The sequence below is a fragment of the Kangsaoukella pontilimi genome, from assembly GCF_009830125.1.
Classification (GTDB): domain Bacteria; phylum Pseudomonadota; class Alphaproteobacteria; order Rhodobacterales; family Rhodobacteraceae; genus Kangsaoukella; species Kangsaoukella pontilimi.
Genome location: NZ_WUPT01000001.1, coordinates 1,762,630 through 1,787,112 on the forward strand (window position 1 = coordinate 1,762,630; position 24,483 = coordinate 1,787,112).

Annotated in this window: 27 protein-coding genes; 6 read left to right on the plus strand and 21 right to left on the minus strand. The window is 64.6% G+C overall.

Going from position 1 to position 24,483, the window contains the following annotated elements; genetic code table 11:
* Window positions 1-75 precede the first annotated feature (75 nt).
* Window positions 76-1,206 carry a polysaccharide biosynthesis/export family protein gene (locus GQ651_RS08965; RefSeq protein ID WP_319637370.1) on the plus strand — a complete coding sequence of 377 codons (1,131 nt, stop codon included), beginning with the start codon at window positions 76-78 and terminating at the stop codon, window positions 1,204-1,206.
* Window positions 1,203-3,191, plus strand: coding sequence for a capsular polysaccharide biosynthesis protein (locus GQ651_RS08970; RefSeq protein ID WP_160763820.1), 1,989 nt, complete (start codon window positions 1,203-1,205; stop codon window positions 3,189-3,191). Before GQ651_RS08965 ends, GQ651_RS08970 begins: the two co-directional genes overlap by 4 nt.
* Here the strand turns inward: GQ651_RS08970 and ribD are convergent.
* Both ribD and nrdR read right to left on the minus strand, forming a co-directional pair.
* Window positions 3,178-4,275 carry a bifunctional diaminohydroxyphosphoribosylaminopyrimidine deaminase/5-amino-6-(5-phosphoribosylamino)uracil reductase RibD gene (gene ribD / locus GQ651_RS08975; protein ID WP_319637372.1) on the minus strand — a complete coding sequence of 366 codons (1,098 nt, stop codon included), beginning with the start codon at window positions 4,273-4,275 and terminating at the stop codon, window positions 3,178-3,180. The two genes, GQ651_RS08970 and ribD, sit on opposite strands and share 14 nt — an antisense overlap.
* Entirely contained in the window at window positions 4,272-4,736 is a 465-nt protein-coding gene (gene nrdR, locus GQ651_RS08980; protein WP_160763821.1) for a transcriptional regulator NrdR, read from the minus strand. Before nrdR ends, ribD begins: the two co-directional genes overlap by 4 nt.
* Before the next feature lie 213 nt (window positions 4,737-4,949).
* Between nrdR and GQ651_RS08985 the strand changes: the two genes are divergently transcribed.
* The gene (locus GQ651_RS08985; protein ID WP_160763822.1) at window positions 4,950-5,153 is read left to right on the plus strand and encodes a dodecin family protein; all 204 of its coding nucleotides are present in this window, start codon (window positions 4,950-4,952) and stop codon (window positions 5,151-5,153) included.
* 2 nt (window positions 5,154-5,155) lie between these two features.
* Here GQ651_RS08985 and GQ651_RS08990 read toward each other — a convergent pair whose 3' ends face one another.
* The 16 genes from GQ651_RS08990 to GQ651_RS09060 all read right to left on the minus strand — a co-directional run bounded on the left by GQ651_RS08990 (window position 5,156) and on the right by GQ651_RS09060 (window position 20,714).
* The gene (locus tag GQ651_RS08990; RefSeq protein WP_160763823.1) at window positions 5,156-5,569 is read right to left on the minus strand and encodes a secondary thiamine-phosphate synthase enzyme YjbQ; all 414 of its coding nucleotides are present in this window, start codon (window positions 5,567-5,569) and stop codon (window positions 5,156-5,158) included.
* A 3-nt stretch (window positions 5,570-5,572) separates the two neighbouring features.
* Entirely contained in the window at window positions 5,573-5,947 is a 375-nt protein-coding gene (locus GQ651_RS08995; RefSeq protein WP_160763824.1) for a hypothetical protein, read from the minus strand.
* Window positions 5,944-6,516 carry a dihydrofolate reductase family protein gene (locus GQ651_RS09000; protein WP_160763825.1) on the minus strand — a complete coding sequence of 191 codons (573 nt, stop codon included), beginning with the start codon at window positions 6,514-6,516 and terminating at the stop codon, window positions 5,944-5,946. The genes GQ651_RS08995 and GQ651_RS09000 overlap by 4 nt, the downstream gene beginning before the upstream one ends.
* Before the next feature lie 9 nt (window positions 6,517-6,525).
* Window positions 6,526-6,687 (minus strand): hypothetical protein, encoded by a 162-nt coding sequence (locus GQ651_RS18705; protein WP_227258013.1) that lies wholly within the window; start codon window positions 6,685-6,687, stop codon window positions 6,526-6,528.
* 37 nt (window positions 6,688-6,724) lie between these two features.
* A complete protein-coding gene (locus tag GQ651_RS09005; RefSeq protein WP_319637373.1) occupies window positions 6,725-6,982 on the minus strand; it encodes an HlyU family transcriptional regulator in 258 nt (85 codons plus the stop codon).
* A 26-nt stretch (window positions 6,983-7,008) separates the two neighbouring features.
* Entirely contained in the window at window positions 7,009-7,344 is a 336-nt protein-coding gene (locus tag GQ651_RS09010) for a hypothetical protein (protein ID WP_160763827.1), read from the minus strand.
* 53 nt (window positions 7,345-7,397) lie between these two features.
* On the minus strand, window positions 7,398-9,389 hold the full coding sequence (rpoD, locus tag GQ651_RS09015) for an RNA polymerase sigma factor RpoD (protein WP_160763828.1): 1,992 nt from the start codon (window positions 9,387-9,389) through the stop codon (window positions 7,398-7,400).
* A 110-nt stretch (window positions 9,390-9,499) separates the two neighbouring features.
* On the minus strand, window positions 9,500-11,464 hold the full coding sequence (gene dnaG / locus GQ651_RS09020) for a DNA primase (protein WP_160763829.1): 1,965 nt from the start codon (window positions 11,462-11,464) through the stop codon (window positions 9,500-9,502).
* 138 nt (window positions 11,465-11,602) lie between these two features.
* Window positions 11,603-12,142 carry a sarcosine oxidase subunit gamma gene (locus tag GQ651_RS09025; RefSeq protein WP_160763830.1) on the minus strand — a complete coding sequence of 180 codons (540 nt, stop codon included), beginning with the start codon at window positions 12,140-12,142 and terminating at the stop codon, window positions 11,603-11,605.
* Complete coding sequence (locus GQ651_RS09030) at window positions 12,135-15,047, minus strand: sarcosine oxidase subunit alpha family protein (RefSeq protein ID WP_160763831.1); 2,913 nt, start codon at window positions 15,045-15,047, stop codon at window positions 12,135-12,137. Before GQ651_RS09030 ends, GQ651_RS09025 begins: the two co-directional genes overlap by 8 nt.
* A complete protein-coding gene (locus GQ651_RS09035) occupies window positions 15,044-15,304 on the minus strand; it encodes a sarcosine oxidase subunit delta (RefSeq protein ID WP_160763832.1) in 261 nt (86 codons plus the stop codon). Before GQ651_RS09035 ends, GQ651_RS09030 begins: the two co-directional genes overlap by 4 nt.
* A 57-nt stretch (window positions 15,305-15,361) precedes the next feature.
* A complete protein-coding gene (locus GQ651_RS09040) occupies window positions 15,362-16,615 on the minus strand; it encodes a sarcosine oxidase subunit beta family protein (protein ID WP_160763833.1) in 1,254 nt (417 codons plus the stop codon).
* Between the two features lie 144 nt (window positions 16,616-16,759).
* Window positions 16,760-18,223, minus strand: coding sequence for a Tad domain-containing protein (locus tag GQ651_RS09045; RefSeq protein ID WP_160763834.1), 1,464 nt, complete (start codon window positions 18,221-18,223; stop codon window positions 16,760-16,762).
* A gap of 1 nt (window position 18,224) precedes the next feature.
* Window positions 18,225-18,647, minus strand: a complete 423-nt coding sequence (locus tag GQ651_RS09050; RefSeq protein WP_160763835.1) for a TadE/TadG family type IV pilus assembly protein — start codon at window positions 18,645-18,647, stop codon at window positions 18,225-18,227.
* A gap of 9 nt (window positions 18,648-18,656) precedes the next feature.
* On the minus strand, window positions 18,657-19,070 hold the full coding sequence (locus GQ651_RS09055) for a TadE/TadG family type IV pilus assembly protein (RefSeq protein WP_227258014.1): 414 nt from the start codon (window positions 19,068-19,070) through the stop codon (window positions 18,657-18,659).
* 213 nt (window positions 19,071-19,283) lie between these two features.
* Window positions 19,284-20,714 carry a Glu/Leu/Phe/Val family dehydrogenase gene (locus GQ651_RS09060; RefSeq protein WP_160763999.1) on the minus strand — a complete coding sequence of 477 codons (1,431 nt, stop codon included), beginning with the start codon at window positions 20,712-20,714 and terminating at the stop codon, window positions 19,284-19,286.
* Between the two features lie 156 nt (window positions 20,715-20,870).
* Here GQ651_RS09060 and GQ651_RS09065 point away from each other — a divergent pair, with 156 nt between their 5' ends.
* Entirely contained in the window at window positions 20,871-21,122 is a 252-nt protein-coding gene (locus GQ651_RS09065; protein ID WP_160763837.1) for a hypothetical protein, read from the plus strand.
* On the opposite strand, the gene GQ651_RS09070 is transcribed toward GQ651_RS09065, so the two are convergent.
* Both GQ651_RS09070 and GQ651_RS09075 read right to left on the minus strand, forming a co-directional pair.
* Window positions 21,104-21,601 carry a hypothetical protein gene (locus tag GQ651_RS09070; protein WP_160763838.1) on the minus strand — a complete coding sequence of 166 codons (498 nt, stop codon included), beginning with the start codon at window positions 21,599-21,601 and terminating at the stop codon, window positions 21,104-21,106. The two genes, GQ651_RS09065 and GQ651_RS09070, sit on opposite strands and share 19 nt — an antisense overlap.
* Window positions 21,598-22,185 carry a TetR/AcrR family transcriptional regulator gene (locus GQ651_RS09075; RefSeq protein WP_160763839.1) on the minus strand — a complete coding sequence of 196 codons (588 nt, stop codon included), beginning with the start codon at window positions 22,183-22,185 and terminating at the stop codon, window positions 21,598-21,600. Before GQ651_RS09075 ends, GQ651_RS09070 begins: the two co-directional genes overlap by 4 nt.
* An 83-nt stretch (window positions 22,186-22,268) precedes the next feature.
* On the opposite strand from GQ651_RS09075, the gene GQ651_RS09080 reads away from it, so the two are divergent.
* Both GQ651_RS09080 and GQ651_RS09085 read left to right on the plus strand, forming a co-directional pair.
* The gene (locus tag GQ651_RS09080) at window positions 22,269-22,550 is read left to right on the plus strand and encodes a hypothetical protein (protein ID WP_160763840.1); all 282 of its coding nucleotides are present in this window, start codon (window positions 22,269-22,271) and stop codon (window positions 22,548-22,550) included.
* Window positions 22,551-22,612: 62 nt separating this feature from the next.
* A complete protein-coding gene (locus tag GQ651_RS09085; RefSeq protein ID WP_160763841.1) occupies window positions 22,613-23,899 on the plus strand; it encodes a homoserine dehydrogenase in 1,287 nt (428 codons plus the stop codon).
* A gap of 13 nt (window positions 23,900-23,912) precedes the next feature.
* Here GQ651_RS09085 and GQ651_RS09090 read toward each other — a convergent pair whose 3' ends face one another.
* Window positions 23,913-24,482: a cobalamin biosynthesis protein CobQ gene (locus tag GQ651_RS09090; RefSeq protein ID WP_160763842.1), complete on the minus strand. Its 570-nt coding sequence runs from the start codon at window positions 24,480-24,482 to the stop codon at window positions 23,913-23,915.
* Between the last annotated feature and the right edge of the window lies 1 nt (window position 24,483).

Here is a 24,483-nt window from a genome sequence, read left to right on the forward strand (position 1 = left end):
ACGAGACTGCGCGCGACTAGCATCTCAGCAAAACAGGCCGAGGCAGGCAAAAAACAAGGTCGAGGAGACCGAGCAGTGTTTCGAATTCACCGTCCCTACGGGCGCGCCGTCGCGCTTTCTGTGGCCGTTGCGCTGGTGTCGGGCTGCGCCCTTCCGCGTACAGGTCCCACCAAGAACGAAATCTTCGCTGGCTCCGTCCAGAAGCAGGGCGATGCATATATCGTGACCGTGGATGACAGGGTCGCAAAGCTGACCTCGGTCACACCTGCGCTCGGATTCCCCACGAAACTGATCAATGCCGCGACGCTCGGCTCGGATACGATCCAACCCGGCGATACCCTGAGCCTCCGGATCTGGGAAAACGTTCAGGATGGCCTTTTGGCCTCTGCCGGTACGGGCGGCGCCGCGCTTCAGGAAATCCAGGTCGACGGTAACGGCTTCATATTCGTGCCCTATGCCGGCCGCATCCGCGCTGCAGGCAACTCGCCCGAGGCGATCCGCCGGATCATCACCGAAAAGCTGGAAGCGCAGACGCCCGACCCGCAGGTCCTCGTAAACCGCGTGGCGGGCGACGGCGCGACCGTGTCGCTCATCGGCAATGTCGGCGGTCAGGGGGTCTACCCGATCGAGCGTCCGACCCGCACGCTGACCGCCATGCTCGCGCAGGCGGGTGGCATTACGCTTACGCCTGACATCACCCAGGTCACGCTGATCCGGGGCCACGAATCCGGCACCGTCTGGCTGAGCGACCTCTACCGCGACCCCGCGCTCGACATTTCGCTCCGCGCGGGCGACCGCATCCTTGTCGAACAGGACAACCGGTCCTTCACCGCGCTCGGCGCGACCGGAGCGCAGACCAAGGTGCCTTTCGACACCCCGACCCTTACCGCGATCGAGGCGATGGCCAATGTGGGCGGTCTCTCGCCCAACCTTGCCGACCCGACCGGCATCTTCGTCTTCCGCGACGAGACCCCCGAGGTCGCCAACGCAGTGCTGGCACGGAACGATTTCGTGGACGAACAGCGTGTGGTCTATGTCCTTGACCTGACCAGCCCCAACGGTGTCTTCGTGGCCCGCGACTTCGATATTCGCGATGGCGACACGATCTACGTCACCGAGGCGCCCTACACCCAGTTCAGCAAGATCCTGTCCGCAATCGTCCAGCCCCTTGGGGCGGCCGCGTCGATCGAGACGCTGGTCGAGTGACCGACGGCACCGCCGCCGCCACGCGGCTTTGCGTCTACAATGGCGGGCTGCTGCTCAAGCCCGGTTTGAAGCGCATCCTGTCGCTGGCGGGATGGGACGTAACCACGGGGCTTCCCGGCGAGGGCGACTGGGTCGGCCTCTGGGGCAGGAGCCCCACCGCCTGGCGCGGCGAAAAGGTCGCCGGCTGGACGGAAGCCCCGGTCCTGACGGTCGAGGACGCGTTTCTCAGATCGGTGCACCCTGCGCGCCTGCGAGACAGCCTGCCCCTTGGCCTCTGCCTCGACCGAACGGGCGTGCATTTCGACGCAAGCGTGCCATCTGACCTCGAGACTCTTCTGGCTACTCATCCGCTGGACGACACGCATCTTCTGAACCGTGCCCGCGACGCAGCCGCGCGGATGCGCCATGCGCATCTGGGCAAATACGCCGCCACAGATCCCGACCTCGCCCCGCCCGATCCAGGCTATGCGGTCGTGATCGACCAGACCGAGGGCGATGCCGCGCTGATGGGCGCCACGCGAGACGATTTCCGCCAGATGCTGACGACAGCCGCAGCCGAGAACCCGGCCTCGCGCATTCTGGTCAAGCAGCACCCCGAGACGGCGGGCGGCGCACGGAAAGGAATGCTGGACGACCTCCGTGGCGTAGATCGTGCCGAACCCTACTCGGACCCAATTAGCCCATGGGTGCTCTTCGAGGGCGCGGTCGCGGTCTATACCCATTCCTCGACGCTTGGGTTCGAGGCGATCTACGCAGGCCACAAGCCGCGCGTCTTCGGACAGCCCTTTTACGCCGGCTGGGGCCTGACACAGGACGAGGACCTGATCCCACGGCGGGACCGGACGCTCTCCCGCGCGCAGCTTTTTGCGGCGGCCATGATCCTCTACCCGGTCTGGTACGATCCGCTGGCGGACCGCCTGTGCGAGGTTGAGGATGCGCTCTCCATTCTGGATGCCCAGACCCGGCAATGGCGCGAAGATCGGGCCGGCTATGTCGCGGCAGGCATCCGGCGCTGGAAACGCCCGCACCTGCAGCACGCTTTCGGACAGGAAAAACGGCTCAAGTTCGCCAGTAGCCCGGACAAAGCGAAGACCCTGGCACAGAAAGACGGTCGCAGCGCGGTGGTCTGGGGCGGCGCGGAGGCCCCGGACGGCACGATCCGGATGGAAGACGGCTTCCTCCGCTCCCGCGGTCTTGGCGCCCGCCTGACGCCGCCCGCATCGCTGGTTCTGGATGATAGCGGCATCTATTTCGACCCGACCCGCGAAAGCCGGCTGGACCGGTTGATCGCAGCCTCCGGCGACCTGCCCGAGGGAGAGCTTCGCCGCGCCGAAGCGCTTGCCCGTCGCATCGCGAAGGCGGGCGTGACGAAATACGGTCAGAGTGACGTTCCCCCGTCACTCGACGACCCGAGGCGCAAGATCCTTGTGGCCGGACAGGTGGAAGACGACGCCTCCATCCTGATGGGCGCTGGCGAGATCAGGCGGAATATCTACCTGCTTCGCGAGACGCGGCAGGCCAATCCCGATGCGCTGATCATCTGGAAGCCGCATCCCGATGTCGAAGCGGGGCTGCGAAAAGGCCGGGTCGAGGAAAGCGACCTCGAAGGACTTGCCGACGTGGCGCTGACCGGCGCGGGGGCCGCCGCCGCGATAGACGTGGCGGACGAGGTCTGGACGATCACCTCGACACTCGGCTTCGAGGCGCTTCTCCGTGGCAAGCCCGTGACGACGCTGGGAATGCCGTTCTATGCCGGGTGGGGTCTGACCGACGACCGGATGCCCGCGCCCGCGCATCGCGGAAAGGACGTGACCCGCGCAGGGCTGATCCATGCCTGTCTCATTGGATACCCGCGCTACTTCCACCCTGCGACGGGCGCGCCCCTGTCCCCGGAACAGACGGTCGCGCTTCTGGCAAGCGACGAAGCGGATCTGCCGGGCGAGACCCTTCTCGGGCGGCTGCAGAGGTTCTTCAGACGCGTCTGATCCAGCGGTGGAAAATGTCCCCGCCAAGCGCCGACACCTCGGCCAGATCGAAAGCCCGCGCCTCCGACAGCCGCGCCAGGCCGAGCGCGCCCATCCCGGGCTGCCCTTCGGCGCCGATCAGCTTGCCTGCGGAGAAGACCTGCAACTCGTCCACCAGATCGGCAGTCATCAGCGCCGCGGCCAGCGTGCCGCCACCCTCGCAATAGACGCGGGTCAGCCCGGCTTGCCCGAGCGCCTCGAAGGCGTGAGCCAAGTCAACCTGCGTGCCGAGCGACCTGCCTTCGATCACGCGCGCGCCTGCGTCTTCCCACGCGCCCACGTCGCCCGCGTCGGCCCCGGCGTGGATCAGCCAGACGGGCGGATCCCCCGCGCTCTGGAACAGGCGGCTGTCTCGCGGCAGGCGCAGATGGCGCGACAGAACGATCCGAACCCGCCCCGGTCCGACATCGCCCAGCCCCCGGACAGTCAGGTCGGGATCATCGGCCCGCGCCGTTCCCGCGCCCACCAGAACCGCGTCGTGGGCGGCACGCTCGGCATGAACGCGGCGGCGCGCCTCGGGGCCTGTGATCCAGCGGCTTTCCCCCGAAGCGGTCGCGATCCGACCGTCAAGCGTCAGCGCCAGCTTCAGCGTCAGCCAGGGACGGCCACGGGTCACGCGGCTGAGGAACCCGGCTTGTATCGCCCTGGCCTGCCCCTCAAGGCACCCGACCGTTACGTCGATCCGGGCCGCCCTGAGACGGGCGACGCCCCCGCCCGCCACGCGCGGATCGGGGTCCTCATGGGCGACGACCACCCGCGCGACCCCGGCATCGATCAGCGCATCGGCGCAGGGCGGCGTCTGTCCGTGATGGGCGCAGGGCTCCAGCGTGACATAGGCCGTGCCCCCCCGCGCGGCATCGCCCGCCATATCCAGAGCGACGCGCTCGGCATGGGGGCGCCCGCCATCGGCGGTCCGGCCACGCCCAACGATGCGACCATCCCGAACCAGCACACAGCCCACCGCCGGATTGGGCCAGACCCGGCCCAGACCCCGCCCTGCCAGCGACAGGGCATGAGCCATGTGGCGCCGGTCGGTGTCGGTCACTCTTCCGGGGGCGCGGGGCGCAGTTCGCTGACGAATTTGTCGAAATCGTCCGCGGCCTGGAAATTCTTGTAAACGCTGGCGAACCGGACATAGGCCACGGTGTCGATCCGGGCGAGGCTCTCCATCACGATCTCACCGATCGTATGGGACGGAATGTCCGTTTCGCCCATGCTCTCAAGACGCCGCACGATGCCCGAAATCATCTGGTCCATACGCTCAGGTTCGACGGGACGTTTCTGCAACGCGATGCGGATCGAACGCTCCAGCTTGTCGCGGTCGAAATCCTCGCGCCGCCCGTTGGATTTGATGACCACGAGGTCACGAAGCTGCACCCGCTCATAGGTGGTAAACCGTCCGCCGCAGGCCGGACAGAACCGCCGCCTGCGGATCGCGACATGGTCTTCCGCCGGTCGCGAGTCCTTCACTTGAGTGTCGATATTTCCGCAAAACGGGCAGCGCATCCGCCTCTTCTCCCTGCCTGATTGGGGTCCATTCTGACCTACCCACCGAGACTATAGGGGAGCCCCGTCATTTTGGGTAGGGGCGAAATCCGGGCGCAAGATGCTGAATTCGGGAAATCCGGGAACGGAGCGCCCCGGCGCCGCATTGAGGTCGTGTCACCGCAGACGATCAGCGCCTGACGGGACTGACATTAGACAAAGGGAGATACTGAAATGTCCATTGCACGCGTTACCGAAATTTCCGCCACCTCGAAGACAAGCTTCGACGACGCCGTCGCCAGCGGCATCGAGCGGGCGAACAAGACGCTTCGCAACGTGAAATCCGCCTGGGTCAAGGAACAGCGCGTCTCCGTCGAGGACGGCTCGATCATGTACTATCAGGTCAACATGATGGTGACCTTCGTTCTCGAAGACTGAACCTAGACTGCCTGTATCATGGCGACCGCGACCTGACGGGTATGCGGTCGCCTGCGATGCTCGAACAGGTAGACGCCCTGCCACGTACCCAGCATCAGCCGCCCTCCCGTGACCGGGATCGACAGGCTGACCGGCAGCATCGCTGCTTTGATATGGGCTGGCATGTCGTCCGGCCCCTCATAGGTGTGGGTGAGATAACTCATGGAGGGGTCATCGGACGGCGGAACCAGCCGATTGAAAAAGGCCAGAAGGTCACTCTGAACCTCGGGATCGGCGTTTTCCTGAATGAGAAGCGAACAGGATGTGTGGCGCACGAAAACGGTCAGCACCCCGTCCCCTTTGGCGAACGAGGCGAGCCTTCCGGTGAACTCGTAAAGTCCGGGTCCACTGGTTTCGATGTCGATAACCTCCGCCACGGGTCAGCGGCTTCCGGGCAGATCGCAGAACTGGCGCGCAAAGGATGCGGTCAGGCCCTTGTCATCCGACCAGATGAAAAGCCCCGGTCTCTTGGCGCCCTCCGCATCCAGACTGAACCGCATCGCCGCCCCGCCACGGCGGGGACCGGTGGAGACACGATAGATCCGCGTCGTGGGCCGAAGGCCAAGATGGCGCGTCACGTAATCCCCCGCGGCGCACCAGAAGGCCGGCGCCCCCGAGCGGCCGCGATAGGTCACCTCGAAACCACGGGCGGGGCCGGGTTCTACCACCAGCCCGTTCTCCGCCACGAAGGCGTCAGACGCCCCCGGAAACGCAAGCAGCACGGCCCCGATTGCAGTGGCCTTGAGTGAATTCATCTTGCCTCCGATGTCAGACCGTCCGGCAGCACCGCCTTTTCAAGCTCAAGATAGCGCGTGCCCTCCCCGTTCAGAACCTCTTCCGACAAAATGGCGAAGCCGTGCCGTGTGAAGAGTCCGACCGGATCCTCTCCCGCGCTGTCGGAGAAGACCGGCAAGCCGCCGCCGAATGTGACCGGTTCCACGGTCAGATTCACCCGGTCGATGGCGCCATGGGCCAGAAACCAGTCATGCACCCGCGTTCCGCCAAGGATCAGCCCCCGCTCGAGCGGTGCCACGCCGGCAACCCGCCCAGCCAGATCGCCCGGCGTCAGATCGCGCGGATCGAGCCACAGTTGCGTCGGTCGCCGCCAGCCGCCCCTGCCCGTCGAGAAGATGATACGCCTCCGATGCGGCTTGTCCGCCGCCTCATGGGTGTGCCGCCCCATGATCGCCCAGTCCGCGGCCTCGACATCCCGAAAGAACAGCGCCTGCTCCTCGGGACTGGCCCATGACTGCGGCGCGTCATCGGTTGCCCGCGCGATGTAGCCGTCGGCGCTGGTGGCAACAGTCAGGGTAAAATGCGTCATGGCAACGAGTCAGGAGCCGACAGCCGCACGGATCACCGGAAGCACCGTCGCGGCGATGATCCCGACAACCGCGCCAATGGCGAGACGGGGCACCCGCCCGCCAAGCGACGGCGCGAAGAGGCTGAGAATGCCGCAGATGACGGCGTAGAAAGTCAGTGAAATCGGGTCCATGTCGAACGATAGCCCCAGCGCCTGAACCGGGAAAGACTTAACCGAAGAGCCGCTCGCCCTGCTCGTCGATCACCTGTTTGGCCTTCCGGACCGACGCTTCGATGGCCTGGTCCTGATCCTGGATCGTGTCGGCCCGGATCAGCTGATGCACCTTTCCGCCCTTCTCGATCCGAGCGCCCACGCGCCAGCCTCCGGCCTCCTTCTGAGGGTTCGGGACGATGGAAAAACCGTTGTGATCCGTGGCTTCCGCCTCGGTCTTCGTGCCGGACCCGCCGCCGCCGAAAAGTCTCTTCAAAATCGACAACCCGGACCCCCTTTCAGTTAGCGGAAAAGTTTATCAACCGAGACGAGCAACCTCTGCGCATCGTCAAGATTTCTTATTCTCAAGGTCAGCTCAGCTTTGTCTTTTTCTGAGCGACCCGACATTTTGGCGTCCGGGAATGTTTCCAGAAGCTCTGAATATTCGAACAGTCCGCATGTTACTCCCGGTCGCCGAAAGTACCACAACAGCCATTCGGCATTGGCAATCAAACCAAAAACGTCTCGCCCCTTCCACTCTACGTGTAGCGCCTTTTTTAGACCTGCTGTCTTGCCTTTCGGAACCAACTCCGGCGCGGCGAGGAAGTATGCGATAATGTCATCGAGAGCATGCGACACCTCGGGACGTTTGATGCGTGCCCGGAGCTCTTCGATATGCTCTCGAGAAAGACTCACTGATCCAGGAACGACCTCAGCTTCCGCGACCGGCTGGGGTGCTTCAGCTTCCGAAGCGCCTTTGCCTCGATCTGGCGGATACGTTCGCGGGTCACGCTGAACTGCTGGCCGACCTCTTCCAGCGTATGGTCGGTGTTCATGCCGATACCGAAACGCATCCGCAGCACCCGCTCCTCGCGCGGCGTGAGCGAGGCCAGAACCCGCGTCGTCGTTTCCTTCAGGTTCTCCTGAATGGCGCTGTCGAGCGGCAGGACCGCGTTCTTGTCCTCGATGAAATCGCCAAGCTGCGAGTCCTCTTCGTCCCCGATGGGGGTCTCGAGGCTGATCGGTTCCTTGGCGATCTTCATCACCTTCCGAACCTTTTCGAGCGGCATCTGCAGCTTCTCGGCCAGCTCTTCCGGCGTCGGTTCGCGGCCGATCTCGTGCAGCATCTGACGGCCGGTCCGGACCAGCTTGTTGATCGTCTCGATCATGTGGACCGGAATACGGATCGTGCGCGCCTGATCCGCGATGGACCGGGTGATAGCCTGACGAATCCACCACGTCGCATAGGTCGAGAACTTGTAGCCGCGGCGATACTCGAACTTGTCGACGGCCTTCATCAGGCCGATGTTGCCTTCCTGAATGAGATCAAGGAATTGCAGGCCGCGGTTCGTGTATTTCTTGGCGATCGAAATCACCAGACGCAGGTTCGCCTCGACCATTTCCTTCTTGGCCTGACGGGCTTCTTTCTCGCCCTTCTGGACCTGTTGGACGATGCGGCGGAATTCGGGGATGTCGACACCGACATACTGGCCGACTTGCGCCATCTCGGCGCGCAGTTCTTCCATCTTGGGCGTCGAGCGCTCAAGCAGCGTCTGCCAGCCACGGCCCGACTTCTCGGCCATCCGGTCCAGCCAGTTCGGGTCAAGCTCGTAGCCGCGATATTCCTCGATGAACTCGCGGCGGTTGATCCGGGCCTGGTCGGCCAGCTTCACCATGGACGAGTCGATCGACATGATCCGGCGGTTGATGCCGTAAAGCTGGTCGATCAGCGCCTCGATCCGATTGTTGTGGAGGTGAAGCTCGTTCACCAGCTCGACGATCTCGGACCGCAGCTTCTGATAGGCCTTTTCCTCCTTGGCCGAAAAACTGTCATCCTCGTTCAGCGTGGCGGACATGCGGAGGTCCTGCATGTCCGACAGCTTAGTGTAATCGCGCGCAATCCGGTCGAGCGTCTCCAGCACGCGCGGCTTGAGCGCGGCTTCCATCGCGGCCAGCGACATGTTGGCCTGATCGTCCTCGTCCTCGTCATCGTCGGTCCGGATCGGGTTGCCGTCGGCGTCGAGTTCGGGCTCGTCGGATTTCTTCTCGGTATTGGCCGAGGCGTCGACATCAACATTGCCGACCACAGGCTCGTCCTCGTCATCCTCGCCCATGGACCGTCCGAAGGTGGTCTCAAGGTCGATGACGTCGCGAAGCAGGATGTCCTCGCTCAGAAGTTCGTCGCGCCAGATCGTGATGGCCTGGAACGTCAGCGGGCTTTCGCAAAGCCCGGCGATCATGGTGTTCCGGCCTGCCTCGATCCGCTTGGCGATGGCAATTTCGCCTTCGCGGCTCAGAAGCTCGACCGACCCCATCTCGCGCAGATACATGCGTACCGGATCGTCGGTGCGGTCCAGCTTTTCGGTCTCGGTCGTGGAGACCGCCACCTCACGCGACGAAGAGGTTTCAACGACCTCGGTCGACTTGCCGTCGCCGTCGTCATCCTCGGCCTCTTCGTCCTCGATGATATTGATGCCCATCTCGGACAGCATCGACATGACGTCTTCGATCTGTTCCGAGGACACCTGATCGGGCGGGAGAACGCGATTGAGCTGATCGTAGGTGATGTAGCCCTTCTCGCGGGCATCCGCGATCATCTTCTTGACCGCGGCCTGGCTCATGTCGAGAACGACATCGCCTTCCTGATCGTCTTGTTTGCGCTCGTCCGTGTCCTTGGCGGCCATGCGGCTCTCCCGACAAAACTTGTGATTCGGTTTCAACCCGAATCATCTAGCGCGAATCACGATTCTTCAACCCGCGCGGCCCTTGTTTATGTGCTTGCAAAGCGTTTTTGCTACGGTTCCCGGCGGCCGCTCTTGGCGAAGTCGATTCGATCCAGCAGAGCAGAGAAGGCAGATTTCTCTTCACGTCTGATTCGCGCCCCGTTGGGTCCGGTGTCGTATTCCGCCCGATCCTCCTGCCCCGACCGCTCTGCCGCCGCCCGCGCTTCGGCCGCCTGGCCAAGCCGCCAGGTCAGACCTTCATCTACCAGGCCCTCGACATCCTCGATGGCTTCGGCGATCTCCCGTTCGGCGCCCCGACGCGCTGTCAGCTTTGCAAACTCTTCCGCCAAGGACATCCGCGCGACGTCTTCCGTCGCGTGCGGCTGCACCCCCGGCGCGATGCGCACATGGGCCGGCGCGTGGACCTTTTCAAGAGCGTGCGGCGGACAAAGCGTTTCGATTTCGAGAGACCCGTCGCCGGCAAGGTAGAGAAGCGCGCCCTGCACAGCGGCATGATCGGGATCGGTCGTGTCCAGCCGTTCCAGATCGGCCACGAACTCAGGCAAAAGCGACCTGTGCCGCAGCAGCGTGGCAAGGATCACCGCCTCGCGGAGCCGATCCTCGAAGGCGGCGCCCTCGGCGGCGAGCGCGCTTGCCTTGGTCTCGACCATCGGCGTTGCGGGTCCGGCGAAGCGTCCGCCACGCCCCATGGCGAAGGGCCGGCCCATCCCGCGCGCGCGACCCGGCCCACCCTGGTCGAAAAGCGCCCGGCGGAGGCGGTTCAGCTCGTCTCCATAATGGCGTCGGATCGACGGGTCCGCGATTTTCCTGACGGCCTCACGCAGCGACAGGTCCAGTGCCGCGCGCCTCTCGGGGCTGTCAAAGACGCGGCCCTCGGTCTCGCGCTGCCAGAGCAGCCGCACCATCGGCACCGCCCCCTCCACCAGTTTCCGCATCGCGCCGGCGCCTTCGGCGCGGATCAGATCATCGGGGTCCAACCCCTCTGGCATCAGGCAGAAGCGAAGCGACTTGCCCGCCTCGAGCATCGGCAGCGCGATGTCTATCACTCTCAGCGCAGCCCTCAACCCGGCCTTGTCCCCGTCTAGCGCGATCACCGGCTCGTCATGCATCCGCCAGAGAAGCCGGACCTGATCCTCGGTCACCGCCGTACCAAGGGGCGCCACAGACGCCGCCAGCCCCGCCTCGGACAAGGCGATTACATCCATATAGCCCTCGGCAACGATCAGCGGCTGGCCCTTCCCCGCCGCCTCGCGCGCCGGCCCGTGGTTATACAGGCTCCGCCCCTTGTCGAAGAGATCGGTTTCCGGTGAATTCAGGTATTTGGCGTTGTCGTTCGGGTCCATCGCCCGGCCACCGAAAGCGATGCACCGCCCCCGAACGTCGCGGATCGGGAACATGATCCGGTTCCGGAATGTGTCATAGGGCCGCTTGCCCTGGTTCGAGGGCTTGGCCAGTCCCGCGCCCAGGATCAATTCCTCGGCCACGCCCTTGCCCGTCAGATGGTCCCAAAGCCCCTGCCAGCCGTCCGGCGCGAAACCGATCTCCCACCGGTCGAGCGCCGCACCCGACAGCCCGCGCCCCGCCAGATACTCCCGCGCCGCCGCCGCGCCGCCGGTCTTCAGCTGCAGGCGAAAGAACTGAACCGCCTGCTCCATGACCTCGGCCAGCTTGGCGCGGTGGTCCGTCTTCTCCTGCGCCTTCGGGTCCCGCGCGGGCATCTGCATCCCGGCCTCCCGGGCCAGGATCTCGACCGCCTCCATGAAGCCTACATTCTCGGTTTCCTGAACGAAGGAAAACAGGTCCCCCTTCGCATGGCAGCCGAAGCAGTAATAAAAGCCCTTTCGGTCATCTACATGAAAAGAAGCGGATTTTTCCTGATGGAATGGGCACGGCGCCCACATGTCGCCCTTGCCCTGGTTGGACTTCCGCTGGTCCCACATGACCTTCCGCCCCACCACCTGCGCGAGCGAGGTGCGGCTGCGAAGCTCGTCCATGAAACCGGGTGGCAGACTCATGGTCTCACTATCGGCGCCGCCTCGGTCCGAGTCCAGACGCGCGCGCCTCTTCTTCTTGGTGAAAATACTCCGAGGGGGTCCGGGGGAGCAGCGCTCCCCCGGCCGGTCGGCGCGGGCAAAGCCCACGACGAAATCCGGTCACAGCGTCGCCCGCCCCGCGACACCTTCCATCGCGCGCGTCAGGTCGTGAACCGCGCTATCCGCCATCGACCTCGGCACAAGGCAAAGCCAAGCCGCATCGCCCTCCCGGATCAGTGTCGCCGTCATATGCCCAAGGAGGGTTCGCGCAGCGCCATCCACAGGAAAGACGTGACCGCGAAGATCGACCGGCGTCAGCCGCGCCAGAACATCCCGCGCGCCATGGCCGGACAGCGCCAGGCAGGCAAAGCCGTCGCTCTGATCGGTCATCGGAAGACCCGCCAGCGCAGAGGGCAGCGCGCCGATGGCGAGCACCTGCCCCGGTCCATGCCAGACCAGCCGCAATCCAGACGCTGTGGTCGACCTAAGCGCGGTCGGCAGGCCGCAACCGACCTCTTCCTCCAACGCACTGGCAAGCGCGCCGTCGTCCCGAACCGCAACCCAGGTGACGCGCCCCGGTTCTGCCAGCGCCAGCGTGACGCCACCGATCTCAAGTGGCAGCCGACTGGACACCGGCGATTGCGCCATCAGTTCAACCACGCATCCGGCCTCCCTCTGGGTCGAACGGACCGGGCGCGACAACATCCACCTTCGCCTCGATCCGCCGCAGCCGATCCTTGAGGATCAAACGCTCACCGTACCGTTCCGGCCCATTCCTCAGAAAGCCGAGGCCGATGAAGCCACCGAGCGTGGGCGAGAACCCGGCCGAGGTGACATAGCCCTCAGAGCCCGTCTCGCCGAAAAGATGCGCCCCCGCCACGATCCGATCCTCCGGCTCAACTGCTCTGAGCCCTACAAGCCGCTCGCGGGTCGCATCCAGAAGCCCCGGTCGCGCCGCCGCGCCCTTGCCAATGAAATCCTTCTTCGCCGACAGCATTCCCTGTAGCCCGATGTCGAAGGCGGTCACGCGGCCATGCATCTCGGCATGGGTCAGAAATCCCTTCTCCAGCCTGAGGACATTCATCGCCTCCATGCCGTAGGCACCACCGCCCATATCCTCGGCCCGCGCCACCAGAGCCTCGAACAGCGCCCCGCCATAGCGCGCCGGCACCGCGATCTCGTAGCCAAGCTCGCCCGAGAACGAGATTCGGAAAAGCCGTCCCGGAACGCCGCCCACAGAGACATCGCCACAGGACATGAAGGGCCAACCGTCCCACGAGACAGGCCTGTCCAGCACGCGGTCCAGCAGGTCCCGCGCGCGCGGTCCCGCCACTGCGAATTGCGCCCAGGCATCGGTGACGGACGAGAACGCGACGTCGAGGTCCGGCAGATAGGCCTGCTGCACGAATTCCATATGCGCCATGACCTGTGCCGCTGCGGCTGTCGTGGTCGAGACAAGGAAATGCGCGTCCCCCAGTCGCGCCGCCGTGCCGTCGTCCATGACATGGCCGTCCTCGCGGAGCATCAACCCGTAACGGACACGTCCCGGTGCCAACCCGGACATTCCATTCGCATAGACGAAATCCAGAAACCTCCCGGCGTCTGGCCCCTGCACGTCGATCTTGCCAAGGGTCGAGACGTCGGCCACGCCTGCCGCGTGGCGCACATGCCCGACCTCGCGGTCACAGCTTTCGCGCCAGTCTCGCTCGCCATCCCGCGGAAAATAGGAGGGGCGCATCCACAGCCCCGCCTCGATCATCGGCGCGCCCCGCGCGACGCAGGCGGCATGGGTCGGGCTCAGACGACGGGGCGCGAAGCCCTCGCCCCGGGCGCCCGCGCCCATCGCCCCGATCGGAACCGGAACATAGGGCGGGCGGAAGGTGGTCGTACCGGTGGCGGCGATGCCGCGCCCGGTCGCATCGGCCAGAACGGCGAGCGCCTGCACGTTCGACCCCTTGCCCTGATCGGTCGCCATGCCCTGGGTCGTGTAGCGCTTCATATGCTCGACCGAGGTCATGTTCTCCTGCGCCGCCTGCCGGACGTCCTTGGTCGTCACATCGTTCTGAAGGTCCAGCCAGGCCCGGCCCGGCGCTTTCACCGTCCAGAGAGGTGTGATGTCGTAGGGCGCATCTTCCGCTTCCGGCAGATCGGGGCGGCCGCGAAGGGAATACCCGAGTTCCTCAAGCGCCTCACCCGCAGCCCTGACACCGTCCGCCAGACACGCGGCCGTGGAAAATCGCCCCGCCGCAGCACCTGCCGCGATCAGGCCCGGCACAGCGCCCGGCGCGGGAACGAAGGCTGCGATGGCCTCGTCCCAGACCGGACGCCCATTCATGTGGCAGGTCAGGTGTACCGCCGGGTTCCAGCCGCCCGCCACCAGCAGCGCATCCGCACGGAGCTGCGCGGTGCCGCCCGAATGGTCGAGCTTGATACCGCTCAGACCGCGCCGCCCCCTCGTGGCGACGACACGGGCATCCTGAAAGACCGGCCAGTCACCTTTGCCTGATTCTCCCGGACGTGTATCCGCGACAAAGGCAATCTCTACACCCGCCGCCGAAAGGTCCTTCGCCGTTCGGTAAATATCTGAGTTATTGCCGAAAATCGCGACCCGCTTGCCAGGTGTGACACCCCAGCGGTGAAGATAGCTCCGCGCTGCCCCCGCCATCAGGATGCCGGGCCGGTCGTTGGACGGAAAGGCAATCGAACGCTCGAGGGCGCCTGCCGCCAGTACCGCCCGCCGCGCGGCGATCCGCCAGAAACACTCCGGCGGGGCCGCACCCGGCGCCGCGTGAAGCGCCACACGCTCGAGCGCCCCGAAGGTGCCGCCATCATAGGCGCCGGTCACGGTGGTGCGGGACAATATCCGAACGTTGGGCATCGCGGCCAGTTCCGCCGCAGCACGCGCCGCCCACTCCGCGCCGGGTTCGTCCCCCACCTCGATCCGCTCGGACAGGAGACGCCCGCCCGGCCGCGTGTTCTCGTCGGCAAGGATCACGTCGGCACCGGCCCGCGCAGCCGTCAGCGCCGCCATCAGCCCGGTCGGTCCGGCGCCGATCACCAGCAGGTCGCAATGGGCAAAGGCCCTCTCGGACCGGTCCGCAGCGCTGTCGCCGGACAAGGCACCAAGCCCCGCAGCCCGCCGGATCGCAGGCTCATAGACCTTCTCCCAGAAGCTCCTCGGCCACATGAAGGTCTTGTAGTAGAACCCCGCGCCCAGAAAGGGCGACACCAGATCGTTGACCGCCATGGCATCGATGGAAAGCGAGGGCCAGCGGTTCTGGGACTGCACCTCCAGCCCCGGCCAGATCTCCTGCATCGTCGCCCGCGTATTGGGGCGCTGCTCGGCCCCCTGCCCGGTGGTGACGAGCGCGTTCGGTTCGTCCGACCCGGCGGTGACGAGCCCCCGTGGTCGGTGGTACTTGAACGACCGCCCGACCAGCCGCACCCCAGCCGCCATCAGCGCCGAGGCGACGGTGTCACCCTGAAACCCCTCGATGACGCGGCCATCGAACGTGAAGCGAATGGGCGTGCGCCGGTCGATCTCATGTCCGCCCCGGACTCTCATGCCTCGCCGCCCCGAACCGCGCGGGTGGCGCGCACCTGATGGGTCGTGGTGCTGCGCTCCGCCACCAGCCACGCGCCGCAGGGGTCATGCCGCCAGAGATCTTGGGTGGCGCCCGCGGGATTGTCGCGATTGTGCAGGAAATCGTCCCATTCTTCCGCGCTGGCCCCTTCGGAAGGTCGGGAAAGTGCAAGAGCGTGACCGCGATAGGTGAACTCTCTCAGGTCCCTTTCGCCGCAATGGGGACATTCAATCCGCATGAGCGCCCTCCGAACCGGCGATGAAAGAGCGATCCTGATACACCTGCGCCAGCCCCCTCAATGCAGGTTGTGCTGAGAGCCGGTACCCTCTTCATCCATCAGCCCGGAACCCGTCCGGAACCGGTCGAGACGATAGCGCGCGGCGGTCTCATGCGGACGGTCCTGGGCCAGAAGATGCGCAAAGGCAAAACCCGAACCCGGCACGGCCTTGAACCCGCCATAGCACCAGCCGCAGTTCAGATAGAGCCCTTCGACCGGCGTCCGGTCGATGATGGGCGAGCCGTCTGGCGACATGTCCATGATACCACCCCAGGAGCGCAGAACCCGCGCCTGCCCGATCATCGGCATCAGGCTCATCCCCGCCTCCATCACGTGCTCCGCCATGGGCAGGTTCCCCCGCGCCGCATAAGAGGCGTAGAAATCCAGATCACCACCGAAGACCAGACCGCCCTTGTCCGACTGGCTGATATAGAAATGCCCCATGCCGAAGGTCACCACGTGGTCGAGACAGGGCTTCAGACCTTCGGTCACGAAGGCCTGCAGGACGTGGCTTTCGATGGGCAGGCGAAGCCCCGCCATCGCCGCCACCTGGCTCGACCGCCCGGCGACGACGATGCCAACCTTGCCCGCCCGGATCGCGCCCCGCGTGGTCTGGACGCCGCGCACGAGGCCGCCTTCGATGTCGATGCCAGTCACTTCGCAATTCTGGATGAGGTCGACGCCGCGCATGTCGGCGCCGCGGGCAAAGCCCCAGGCCACGGCATCGTGCCGCGCGGTACCGCCTCTTGGATGGAAAAGCCCGCCATAGACCGGAAAACGGTGGTTATCGAAATCGAGAAACGGCACCTTCTCGCGAACACCCTCACGGTCCAGCAGAATGGCGTCATCCCCCTGATTTATCATCGCATTCCCGCGCCGGACCGCCGCATCCCGCTGCCCGTCCGAATGAAAAAGGTTCAGGACACCCCGCTGCGAATGCATGACGTTGAAATTGAGCGCGCCCTCTAGCCCTTCCCAGAGCTTCAGCGAGTGGCTGTAGAACTCCGAATTGCCCGGCAGCAGGTAATTGGCCCTGACGATGGTCGTATTCCGGCCCACATTGCCGCCGCCCAGATAGCCCTTCTCGAGAACCGCGATATTCGTCAGACCGTGTTCGCTTGCCAGATAATACGCCGTCGCAAGGCCGTGCCCCCCGCCGCCGATGATAACGATGTCATAGGCCGGTTTCGGTTCGGGATCGCGCCAGAGGGGCTGCCAGCCGCTGTTCCGGCGCAACCCCTCGCGAAATACGCGAAACCCAGAATAGCGCATCGTCCCTCCTCTGCCTGAGGAGATCGAAACAACTCGGCGGGCGCTTGGCAATCGCCTAATACGACGACCCGTGACGCAAACGGACCTCGCACCATGGAAAAGGGCGCCCGAAAGCGCCCCTGACCGGTTGCAAACTCTCCGGCGTCAGCCGCGCAGACGGGGGCGTCCCATCACGGTGAAGAAGTGGCCGTTGCCCACGGTGCATCCGGCGAATGTCGCCAGCGACGTGCCATCGATCTCACCGCCCGCAATCACCGAGGCGCTGCCGAAGCCCAGCCCCTGTGCCGCGAAGTTCACGTTGCCGGCTGCGATGATCTGGCCGCCGAACATGCTGATCTTGGCCGCCGACTTCATGCCGCCCCGCGTGACCAAAGTGGCAGAGCCGTTCGTGGCGCAGCCGGAGGCCGTACCGATGGTCAGTCCCTGGGGCGAGCCGATGGAGCTGTCCATGTCCGTGCTTTCGGTGATGAAAGTGGCGTTCGACAGGACCACGCCATTGGCGAAGGCGAAGTCGCAATCGGTGATGACGACGACGTCCTCAAAGGTCTCGGCCGCGACCGACAGGGTGTTGCCGCTGGTGCAACTCACCTGGTGGATGCGGCCCTTCGTCAGGTCGGCCATCGACAGCTCTTTCTTGCCGGAGCCGTTGGTGTTGGTGGTGTCCGTCGTATCCACAGCAACCTCCACCACGGTCTCGACCCCATCGGTCACCGTGCCGGTGATCGAGCCGCCGCCCGAGCCACCCGCACCCGATCCCGGCGTGACATCCAGAACCGTGAGGTTGGTGATATAGCTCCGCGCGTAGTCCACATGCCCCGACTTGATGCCCGCGATGATCTCGTCGATCAGCTTTTCGACATTCAGATTGTAAGGGCCCCGCTCCATCCGCGCCGCGTCAAGATTGGTGTTCTTCGTGTAGTCGTTGTCCGGGATGATCAGGTTCGAAAAGGTCGGCATCGAGACGCGAACGCCATTGTCGTAGTCGAAGAAGTTGTTCTGATTCATCTCGACCTGCGTGTCGGAGTGGACGCAGAAGCCGTTCATGAATTTGTTGTTCGACTGCATGTCCACGCGGCCATTCGCGTAAAAGCCGTCGGTCGTGCAGGGCAGCACTTCGCGGGTGAAGACCGAGGTCGTCCGCACATCCCAGTCCCAGAAGCCGATGAACTGCAACAGGAAGCTCGACACCGGGTTGGCCTTTTCGCCGAGGCGGCTGGTTTCGACCCAAACCGCGTTGGGCTTCGTGTCATCGACGGTGAAGGACTTGGAGACCTGATCGTAGGTGCCGAAATGGATATCCGACGTCTCCAGGATCGTGCCGAAGCGACTCTGCTCCATGTTGGCGGCGGCCACCTTGACGGCGGTATCCTTGGCCAGGTCCGGGTCGCCGGTCTCGGTCCGGGTGTAGAGCGCCGCATGACCGGCGACGTCAGCAGCCACCTGAAGCTGCGTCCGCGCCGAGATCAGGCTCGACATGTCGATGGCAAGGCCCGCGAAGATGGCGAGCGCGACGGTGAAGAACAGGTTCAGCACGGAAATCGCGCCGGTCTCGTCCCGCGCCCCGTCGAGGGTGCGCTTGAGATAATCATTCATGGGCAACCGGGTCATATCAAATCTCCCGCATCTGCTGGGTTGTGATGGTCACGTCGAAACCCGACATGGCCGAGAAAATGCCAAACCCACCCGAAAGATCGCTAGCCGGTACAGTGACCGACGCCGTGGCCATGCCATCGGCCATGAAGAAATAGACCGAAACGTCGTCGCTGATGCTTGCCAGAGCCTTGACGATGCGTGCCTTGATTTCGGTCTCGGACGTGATGTCGCCGATAGAATAGGAGCGAAGGACATCCTGAGTGACGTCAAGCGCCGCGGCCTGCCCGTTGAAGAGCAGCGCGATTTCACCGATCCCGATCATGAAGAGGATCCAGAACGGCAGCCAGATCGCGGCTTCGACGGTGACCCCGCCGTCTTCGCTTTTCCGGAAACGGCGATTGAGGCGCGCGGCGGAGGAAAGGAATTTGCTGACAGACATGGGGGAACCTCAGCTTTCAACCAGATGCATGGACGAAACGGTGATGTCGAATTCCAAGAGCTTCCCGACAAAGCCGATGATCGCGACATCCGTGACCGGCATCGTGACGGTCGTCGCCACAGCGCCCGAACCCAGCGTCGTCTCGACACTGGCGTTCTTCGAAAAGGGTGCCAGACGTGCCTTTACGTTATTCTCAACAGCGTCGGCGTCTTCGAGGATCTGAAACGACGCAAGGCGGTTCGCGTCCTGCACGATGCGGGTGACCTTGGCCTGGCTGTGGAACATCATCGAAACATCCGCGATCAATGCAAAAAACAGCATGTAAATCGGCATCCAGAGCACGGACTCGACCGTGATGGCACCGCGTTCATCAGAACGGAATCGCGCTAGAGTTGCCCAAATGGGCCCGTGGGGGACGTGCATAACGGCACCTACTCGTTAACCAATCAACTTCACGACCGGGGGGTACTTGGCCGTGAGAACGCGATCAGCTTAACCCAGAGGCAAGAAATATGTCAGCAATTCGTCGAATTGCGGCTTTTTTGAGAGACGCCGTCTCCGATGCCGAAACAACACGGCCTGATTTGCGGGACTGTCACCGAAAGGGCCGGAAAATGAGGCGAGAATCGCTCGCCTCTACAGCCCTTTTGCACGGTAACTCGCCGCCACACGGTCGATCGCGACGATATAGGCCGCGGTTCTGAGGTCGGTGACATCGTCACGAGACCTCCACACCTCACGCATCGCCTGATAGGCGCCCCGCATCGTGTCATCGAGACCCGAACGGACCAGTTCCAGCTCGCCCGCGCCCCTGAGGTACTTCTCCTTGAAGCTCGGTGTCATGGACCACGCGTCGCCCAAATGCTCGCTCAGCCGTTCCAGCTCCTGCACGATCAGCATATGGCGCGCCTCTTCCTGACGGCGCTGCATCCGGCCGAAGCGGATATGGCTCAGGTTTTTGACCCATTCGAAATAGGACACGGTCACGCCGCCTGCGTTGGCGTACATGTCGGGGATGATCACGGTGCCCTTTTTGCGCAGAACCTCGTCCGCGCCCGCCGTAACGGGACCGTTGGCGGCCTCGATGATGAGCGGCGCCTTGATACGCTCGACATTGGACAGGTTGATGACACCTTCCAGCGCAGCGGGGATCAGAATGTCACAGTCAATTTCCAGGACACTCGCCCCGTCCTCGACATAGGCTCCGGCCGAATAGCCCTTCACTCCGCCATGGTTCCGGATCCACTGGCTGACGGCTTCGACATCCAGACCGTCATCATCCACCAGCGCACCGTCACGCTCGATGATCCCAACTATCTTCGCGCCGTCCTCTTCGGACAGGAACTTGGCGGCGTGGTAGCCCACATTCCCGAGGCCCTGAACAACGACCCTCTTGCCGTCGAGCGTGCCGGACAGCCCCGCCTCGGCCACGTCCTCGGCATGACGGAAATACTCCTGAAGCGCGTATTGCACGCCGCGCCCCGTCGCTTCGACCCGGCCCTGGATACCGCCCGCATGGGGCGGTTTGCCGGTGACGCAGGCCCGCGCATTGATATCGGTGGTGTTCATCCGGGCGTATTGGTCTGCGATCCACGCCATCTCGCGCTCGCCCGTGCCCATGTCGGGCGCGGGCACGTTCTGCGCGGGGTCGATCAGATCGCGTTTGGCCAGTTCATAGGCGAAGCGCCTCGTGATCCGCTCGAGCTCGTCTTCCTCGTATTCGCGCGGATCGATACACAGCCCGCCTTTCGAGCCGCCAAAGGGCGTTTCCACGAGGGCGCATTTGTAGGTCATCAGCGCCGCCAGCGCCTCAACCTCGTCCTGACTGACACCGAGCGAATAGCGGATACCGCCCTTCACGGGTTCCATATGCTCGGAATGGACCGAGCGATACCCGGTGAAGGTCTGGATTTTGCCCCGCAGCTTCACCCCGAAGCGCACGGTGTAGGTCGAGTTGCAGACGCGGATCTTCTCTTCCAGACCCGGCGACAGGTCCATCAGCGCTGCCGCGCGGTTGAACATAAGATCGACGCTCTCGCGAAACGTCGGTTCATTCGTGGCGCGCATGTCCATCACCAAGTCCTCCCTGAATGTTCTTTCGCGGCCCGTTCACAAACCGCACAATTTTCAGGCAGCGTAACAAACTGACCGTCGATTGAAAGTGTCGAGACTCTTGCCAAGGATTCCACCCAGCCAGTAGCTTCTGAGGAAAGAGACAATGGCATGGGCAACGGCACACGAAGCATCCTGTCTTGGGGACTGATCGCCACCGGCAGTCTGGCCGCCCTCTTCGGCGTCTGGGCCATCGCAACCTATGTCATCGGCGTCATCCGAGTTCTGGACGCACCGGACCGGTCGTGGATTTTTTGGGGGCTTGCGATCATGATGATCGGGATCATCGCACTCGCCGCCGGTATCCCCGCGCTTGTGGCCGGGCTGCGGATGCGACAAGGCGGTCAGTCGCGGGACAGGTGACCGTCCCGTTCGAGGATGAGCGCCGTCAGGATCTCGGCCATGGCTTTGGACTGCCCGCCCGACACGACTCCGCCGATACCCAGAAAGGTGCCGGCCCGCCACCAGAGACCTGGCGCCCAGCCCCGTGGCCCCGGCGTCTTGAGCCGGACAAGGAAGCCTTGCGAAGGCTTGAACGCGAAGGCGCCGCGTTCGACACCTTCGACATCCTCGATGCGGGCCAGAACCGCGCCGGCGTCGGTCCGAAGCTCGGTCTTGGTCAGTTCGATCACAGCGCTCGTTGCCCGGCGCATGGCATCCGCGCCCCAGAGCGCAAGCACGCCGCAGATCAGAAAGACGCCTTGCCAGACCACCGCGCCCACGGCAGCAAACGCCGTCCAGATCAGCAGAAGCCCAAGGCAAACCAGCATCCCGATCCCAGCCCAGCGGCGCGGCTCGGAGGCGGGTAGAACCGCCAGTATCCTGTCGTCGCTCTCGGTCATGCCTTTACCATCCGTCGCGCAAGCCTGACGTAAATCCGCTCAATTCGGTCCGGCGTCAATCGCCCATCGGGCCGGTACCAGACATGGACACCAGCCAGCATCGCGATCATCGCCATGGCCGTGACGCGGGCATCGGGCATCCGGAAGCTGCCATCCTCATGCCCTGCTATCAGGATTTGCTCCAGCTCGGCTTCATACCGGCGGCGCAGCCCCTCGATCACCGCGAAGTTCTCGGGCGTCAGGTTGCGGAGCTCCATATAGGCCAGAAACACCGCGTCGGGCCGGTTCAGGTGATAACCAAGGTGGAACCGGACAAACGCCTCCAGCCGGTCGGCGGGCGCTCCCGCTTCGGGAATGTCCGCCCAGGCCGCGAGCAGGTCCTCCAGGTGGCCCCTCATCAGCTCGAAGAGCAGCGTTTGCTTGTCGGGCGTGTAGAGGTACAGCGCTCCGGCCTGCACACCGACCTCGGCCGCGATTTCGCGCATCGACACCGCCGCATACCCCGACCGCGCAAACAGCTTCAGCGCCGCCTCGCGGATCGCCGGACCGGTGATTTCAGCATGAGAGCCTGCCTTGCGCGCCATAATCCGCTGATATCTGAACGCACGTTCATATTAAAGACCTCTCGGGCGCTTGCTCCGGACGGGCGGCATGGCATAACTGGCCCATGCTTCGCGCCTCCGCCCTTGTCCTGAGCCTTACAGCGCTGGCCGCCTGCTCCGGCTGGCCCGACGTGCCGCAGGTCGAGGGGGCCGCCGAGCGCACCGCCTGGCCGACACTCCTGCCGCTCGATCAGGTGGCGGGCGCGCAGGTCGTGGACGACCCCGACGCGCTGCGTGAAACGCTTCTTGTGCGGGCCTTGGCGCTGCGGGGACGGGCGGCGATCCTGCGCGGCACCGTCCGCGACGAGGACGACATGGAAGCCCTCCGCCAAAGGCTTGCGCGCTAACGCCGTTGCAGGCCGGGGGCGAAGCCGCTAACACCCTGCCCGAACCGTCAAGGAGCCCGCAAATGTCTGAACCGCTTCGCCTTGGGATCGCCGGGCTCGGCACCGTCGGAATTGGTGTCGTCAAGATCGTGCAATCGATGCCCGAGATGCTGGCCGAGCGCACGGGCCGGACCATCGAGATCACGGCGGTCTCGGCCCGGTCGCGGGACAAGGACCGGGGCGCGGACCTGTCAGGGTACGCATGGGAAGACGATCCAGTGGCCCTCGCCAAACGGGATGATATCGACGTGTTCGTCGAACTCATGGGCGGCGACGAAGGCCCGGCAAAGAACGCGGTCGAGGCGGCGATCGCCGCCGGCAAGGACGTGGTGACCGCGAACAAGGCGCTTCTGGCCGTTCATGGACAGGCGCTGGCCGAAGCGGCCGAGGCCGCGGGGCTACGCCTTCGCTTCGAGGCGGCGGTCGCAGGCGGCATCCCCGTCATCAAGGCGCTGACCGAAGGTCTGGCGGGCAACCGGATCAAGCGCGTCATGGGCGTGATGAACGGCACCTGCAACTATATCCTGACCCGGATGCAGGACGCGGGCCTCGACTATCAGACCGTGTTCTCCGAAGCCGAGGCGCTTGGCTATCTCGAAGCCGACCCGACCCTTGATGTGGGCGGGATCGACGCGGGGCATAAGCTGGCCATCCTCGCCTCCATCGCCTTCGGGACGCAGGTGGATTTCCCGGCGATGCAGATCGAGGGGATCGAGCGCGTATCCATCGAGGATATCGAACTGGCCGCCGAGATGGGCTACCGCGTCAAGCTTCTGGGCGTGGCGCAGATGACCGGACGCGGGCTTGAGACGCGGATGTCTCCCTGCCTCGTGCCCATGGCCTCGCCCCTGGGTCAGCTCGAAGGCGCAACCAACATGGTCGTTCTCGAAGGCGACAGCGTTGGCCAGATCGTGATCCGCGGCGCGGGCGCGGGCGAAGGACCGACCGCCAGCGCGGTGATGAGCGATATCGCGGACATCGCACGCGGCTTCCGCCTTCCGACCTTCGGCGCCCCCGCCTCGGCCCTGACCCGTGCACGGGCGGCAACCTCTACCGCGCCGGCGCCCTTCTATCTTCGCATGGCGCTTGCCGACAAACCCGGCTCGCTCGCCAAGATCGCGACGGTTCTGGGCAATGCGGGCATCTCGATCGACCGGATGCGCCAGCTTTCCCATACGGACCCGAGCGCCCCGGTGGTGATCGTCACGCACAAGACACCGCGTCAGGCACTGGACGAGGCTATCGCCGCGATGGACGGGACCGGCGTTTTGACCGCGGCGCCGGTTGCGCTTAGAATCGAGGAAGTCTGACGGCGGTGGCGGTTCAGAAGATGAACCGCCAGATGCCCGAACTCATCAGCTCCGCTGCCGCCAGAAGCGCAGCAAAGGCCTTGAAGGCAAGGCTTCTATATTGCCGCCAGATCCAGGCGAGACAGCCGAACGAGATCATCAACGCGACAGGCCCGACGATATCGGCGTGTGCGCGGCTGTCCCAATAGCTGACCGGGCTTTCAAAAACCCACGAACTGAGCGGCCAGAAATGCTGCCGCGCGTCATGGGTGTGGAGCGGAAAGTCGAACGCCAGGTGCAGGAGCGCCGCACCGGTGAAGGCGATGAAAACCGGGCTTTTCCGCCAGAGCGCCAGCAATAGCCCCGCGCCCCATAGCACGAACGAATTATCGACGGCAAAAACCGCCTGCCATGCGTCGGAATAGTAGAGCTGCCGGAACACCGTCTCGGCCGGGATGCCCATGCCCCAGATCGACACCGACACCATCAGGTAAAGCGACAGGTCCGGCGCCAGCGCACCCAGAACCGCCGCCGTGGTCACCCGCGCCTGACCGGGCCGGCCCATCGCCGCCGCGCCGATCAAAAGATGCGCCGGGGTATTCACC